This is a genomic window from Lysobacter xanthus, assembly GCF_047159895.1.
In genome coordinates, this window is the sequence record NZ_BAAGAB020000108.1 from 1 (window position 1) to 4641 (window position 4641).

Annotated in this window: 3 protein-coding genes; all 3 read right to left on the bottom strand. The window is 61.8% G+C overall.

Features of this window, described 5'->3' with window-relative positions; all coding sequences use genetic code 11:
• Positions 1 to 1478 precede the first annotated feature (1478 nt).
• A complete protein-coding gene (locus ACY35P_RS14900) occupies positions 1479 to 1796 on the bottom strand; it encodes a hypothetical protein (protein ID WP_462116620.1) in 318 nt (105 codons plus the stop codon).
• A gap of 534 nt (positions 1797 to 2330) precedes the next feature.
• Positions 2331 to 2774, bottom strand: coding sequence for a hypothetical protein (locus ACY35P_RS14905; RefSeq protein WP_462116621.1), 444 nt, complete (start codon positions 2772 to 2774; stop codon positions 2331 to 2333).
• Positions 2775 to 3475: 701 nt separating this feature from the next.
• Positions 3476 to 3898, bottom strand: coding sequence for a hypothetical protein (locus tag ACY35P_RS14910; RefSeq protein ID WP_462116622.1), 423 nt, complete (start codon positions 3896 to 3898; stop codon positions 3476 to 3478).
• Positions 3899 to 4641 lie beyond the last annotated feature (743 nt).

The following is a 4641-nucleotide window of genomic DNA, read 5'->3' on the forward strand; positions in this document are numbered from 1 at the left end:
CTCCAGTGCGCGATTAAAGGCCTAACACCTGAGTTAAGCCGCGCCGCGAAGCGGCGTCGGCTTGGACGAATTGTTAGCGCCCGGCTTAGGGGGCTGGCAGCGAGTGCTCGGGCTGACGACCGACCCATTGAGCTCATAGCAATCGTAAACCCACCGGCCGCTAGCGGCTTGGCGACCCGAAAAGACGAGAAACGACGTGGCACCGGCAGGCTGGGGTGTGACCTGCGACGGTTCGCCCGGTAAGCGACCTACGAGCGCCACCGCCGGAATGTCCCCGGAGCTTGGCACGACGCGGTAAACGTAGCCCTCATTGATTCCTAGGTGCGCTAACCCGGTGAAGACAAACGTTCCCGCCGAATTCCGCGCGATGCCATGCACGTTCTCCTTTAGCAGGACATGCAGGGAACCCGCGGGATCTTGGAAATATAGGCGGCCGACCCACTCTCCTTGGTTTGTTCCAAGAAGCCTGCCGCCGAAAGCATCGATTGCGTAATCGGGTACGACCACCTGTCTAGGCTCAATCGACTGCTCACCCTTGCGGCTGCAGCTGGCGAGTGCGAGGGCGACCAGAACAACTGCGACGGTTTTCATCTGGGCGCTAACACCTGAGTTAAGCCGCGCCGCGAAGCGGCGTCGGCTTGGACGAATTGTTAGGCGCAACGATAGCGCTGCGGAGCACGATCTAGAAGCGAGGCGAACCGGGGCGACTCTGGGCTGCCGCGGTTGCCTGCGCGGAGCGGCTCAGCCGCCTGAACCTTGGGCGCCGCGGGATGCGGCCGGAGGCGACAGCGGAGCCAGGGCAGCTGGGCGCCGCGAGATGCCGCGGCCTGTTCCGGGTGCGACCCAGCCGCGAGGCAGACGGGCGCAGCGATCAGCGTCCGAAGGCGGCGGAAACGCGGAGAGCTGCGCGCGACAGCGGGCAGCGACGCGGGAACGACGGTGCCTGGAGATGCGAAAGGCTTCAGGCGGAGCCGCGCGCATCGCGGGCGGCGCAGCGCGACGGCACTGCAATAAACACAAACGTGATGCCTAACACCTGAGTTAAGCCGCGCCGCGAAGCGGCGTCGGCTTGGACGAATTGTTAGGCCAAGCTTGAACTGGCCGGAGGCGACGAGCAACCCGGTGCGGACAAGCGAACGGAGCGAGAGGCGCAGTCTGGAGCCTGGTCGCTGGACGGCCGGCTTTTGCCGATGCGCCCGAAGACCTGAGCGCCGCCGACCACCGACGCTGGATCTGCCCGGAGGTGACACTGACGAGCGCGATGTCGACGGTCGGACGCGGCAAAAGATCGAGCGCGGGAATCAGCTGGACCATTCGGCGGCGCAAGCGCTGACGCAGCCGAAGCGGGCGGTGGCTTTGAGCGAAACGGACCGGCGAAGGGCGGATGCCTGTTTGCGATTACGCCGCAGACCAAACCGACCGAGGCCTAACACCTGAGTTAAGCCGCGCCGCAAAGCGGCGTCGGCTTGGACGAATTGTTAGGCCTCATCTTCGCGCGGCTCGTATGGTTCTTGGATCCACTCGGAGCCCGCCGCCGGGCGGACAGCACACCAGCTAGGCGGCATTTCTGCGAGTTCGCCGACCGAGGCATCCATTTCGACCATGCAGCCCAAGCATACGAGCTTGAGGTCTTCCGAGTTCAGCGTAGTGCCACACAAGAATTGCCAGTCGCCGTCCGGATCGTGATAGACCTCCCGCACGGGCTCAAGTCCTTCCATAACCTGCCGAGTGGTGAAGACGCCGGTCTCGATCGGAACGTGGAAAGGCCAGCACTGGAAGTCGTGAGAATGGCTCATATGAGGCCTAACACCTGAGTTAAGCCGCGCCGCGAAGCGGCGTCGGCTTGGACGAATTGTTAGGCCGCGCCTGTGACCCACCCAAGCAGCCTTCCCGTCTCTCCGCTGAAACGACTAGAAGGCTAAGCGCCGCCTACGCAAGCATAGCTTCGGACGGACGGGCCTTAGGCCAAGACATAGATGTGCAACTAGTTGCGTTGCGCAGCCTAACCAGTCTCGCGGCCGCCCAGCCTGGACTTCGCCGCGCCTGCGCCGGCTCCGAGGAGCAGGGCGAACACTATTCCAAGCGCGAGGTTGTGGAATATGACACCGGCGAGGATGCCGAGAACGAGTCCACCGCCAGCAAACTTCTTATCCATACGCCCCTCTAGATTAGCGGTAAGCATACTGGAAGCGCGGCGGTGCATTGACCGCTTAGCGGCGCGGAGCGTAAAGAGCCGTTAGTAGCTAATGCGCGCCTGCTTGCAAATTGTCCGCGCGGCCTAACACCTGAGTTAAGCCGCGCCGCGAAGCGGCGTCGGCTTGGACGAATTGTTAGGTGACCGGCCGCTGATTTGGCGGCAGGAACAACGGTTGGGTTGCATGCAGATCTTGGCGAGTGCGTTCCATGACATTTGTGAGACCCCCGGTTACGAGCTGAAAGTTCACCAGCGCGCGGAACAACATGACCAGCCCGTGCCCAGTGTCATAGAAAAATGTGTCTTCCGCCGGATCCCTGGCGTGCTTTAGGGCATTACGGCTGTCGTTTATCAGGCCGGACACTTCAGCATTGCTCAGCTTACGGTTAAGCATTTCTTCGCCTGCAACGCGCATGCGCTCGAACATGTTGGTATGACCTTGGCGGGTTGCCAAGGCACCCAAGATGTCTTCCGCGGCCCCGGCCAGCGTATGAACAGCGAAGATACTTGCCCGCTTCAGGTAAAGCTCGCAGGCAACTTCAAGTTGCTGCTTTGCCGTCTCGAGCTTCGATATTCTCATTCCGGCACCTAACACCTGAGTTAAGCCGCGCCGCGAAGCGGCGTCGGCTTGAACGAATTGTTAGAGCCCACACGAACTTACTGGCAGACCCCAACTCCACGGTGCGGAGAATGCCACGGCGGGCGACGTGCGAGGTACTCGGGCGCGACCCCGCGCGAGATAGAGCGCGGGCGCTTCAGAGCGCCGCTCAAGGTCAGCGGGTACCGATAAGGATGCGGGGCCGAGCGCGTAATCCGAAGCGCCGGCTGGCGGAGCTTGGGACAGCCCGGTGCGAGGAAACCACTACGACTTCTTCTGCAGTCGGTGGTGGGCGCTAACACCTGAGTTAAGCCGCGCCGCGAAGCGGCGTCGGCTTGGACGAATTGTTAGGCACCGGACCGGAATACACGCAAACGACCCCAGACGTAGCGGCACCACCTTGGCAACACCAGCACACCATAAATGATGCAAGCAAGTGCGGCGACGAGCCCGCCCACGCCGAATGGATACATGAACCACTCGCCGATCCTCGGATAGCCAAGTTGGCCCAAGGCGAATGCGCCGAGCCAACCACCAAATGCGACGCAGACCGCCAGGATGTAAACCCGCCGCAGACGCGCGAGCTTTACTGTCTCGTAGGGGCGAAGTGTCATCTGACGGGGCCTAACACCTGAGTTAAGCCGCGCCGCGAAGCGGCGTCGGCTTGGACGAATTGTTAGGCCTCAGCGCTGGCTCTCGCACCAGTGGTAGCCCATTTCCCGTTTGATTGCCGGGTCGCGCTTGGCCTCTTCGGCAGCGATCTGGCAATAAGACCACATATCAGCCACCCGCCCGGACCTGTCCACGACCACGGCGGCGCGACCCATATATACGGTGACGCAGCCAGACAGTTCCTCGGAATACCGCGCCGCGCGCAGGCTGATGAGGGTCTTACCCTCAGCGAGTTCATGCAACCGAAACTCACATGCGTCGGTCGAGCACAGGTGCTTCGAATGAAAGGCGAGAACTTCAGTGACGGCCGCTCGATCGTGTGGCGACAGCGAATGAAGCGGCGGGTTCGCCACACATGAGGCGTTCTGCTGGGGCGTTCCGGCGTATGCGGTGGCAGCGCCAGTAGCTAGGATGAGCGCGAGCACGTTTTTCATGAGGCCTAACACCTGAGTTAAGCCGCGCCACGAAGTGGCGTCGGCTTGGACGAATTGTTAGACCTCACGCTAGAAATTCGTGCCCGCATCTTCCATCACGTTCTCGCGCTGCTTGGTAGCGGCTTGGCGTTCAAAAGTGACCGGATCAATAGCTGATACTGAACAAGTAGCGTGGATGCTGTCTATCACCAAGACGTATCCCCCCAAGACCACATGAGTAGGGCGGCGCGAGCGCCGCGCGCCTTTGGAAAAATATTCAGCTCGGTGTTCATCAAGTACGACGGCGTTCCCGCCGCGCTCAACAGCCGCCGCTCGGAGTCTTTCAAAGGCCCGTTGGTAACTGACTGTCGGGACAAGTCCGCCTCTACGCGGATCGGGATCGGGATCCCCAAGACTAACCTCCACCCGACCTAGCCGCTGCTTTGCGCAGGCAGGGCTCGCCGATAGTACTTGCAACGCCTCGGGCCTCTCTGCGGCCTCCGCAGCCGGATTCACGAGCCCGATGACGCTAAACACGACCAGAATCCGAAAGATGGGTCCTGCTGTCATCCGTGATCTCCAGTGAGGTCTAACACCTGAGTTAAGCCGCGCCGCGAAGCGGCGTCGGCTTGGACGAATTGTTAGGCCGCAGAGCCGCGAAGCCTGCGCCGCCAAACGACACCAACAATAAGGATGGCGACGCCAACCAACAACCAGAGGTATGGCATTTGCGCGGCCGGCTGCGGTTCCGTGGGCACCCATCG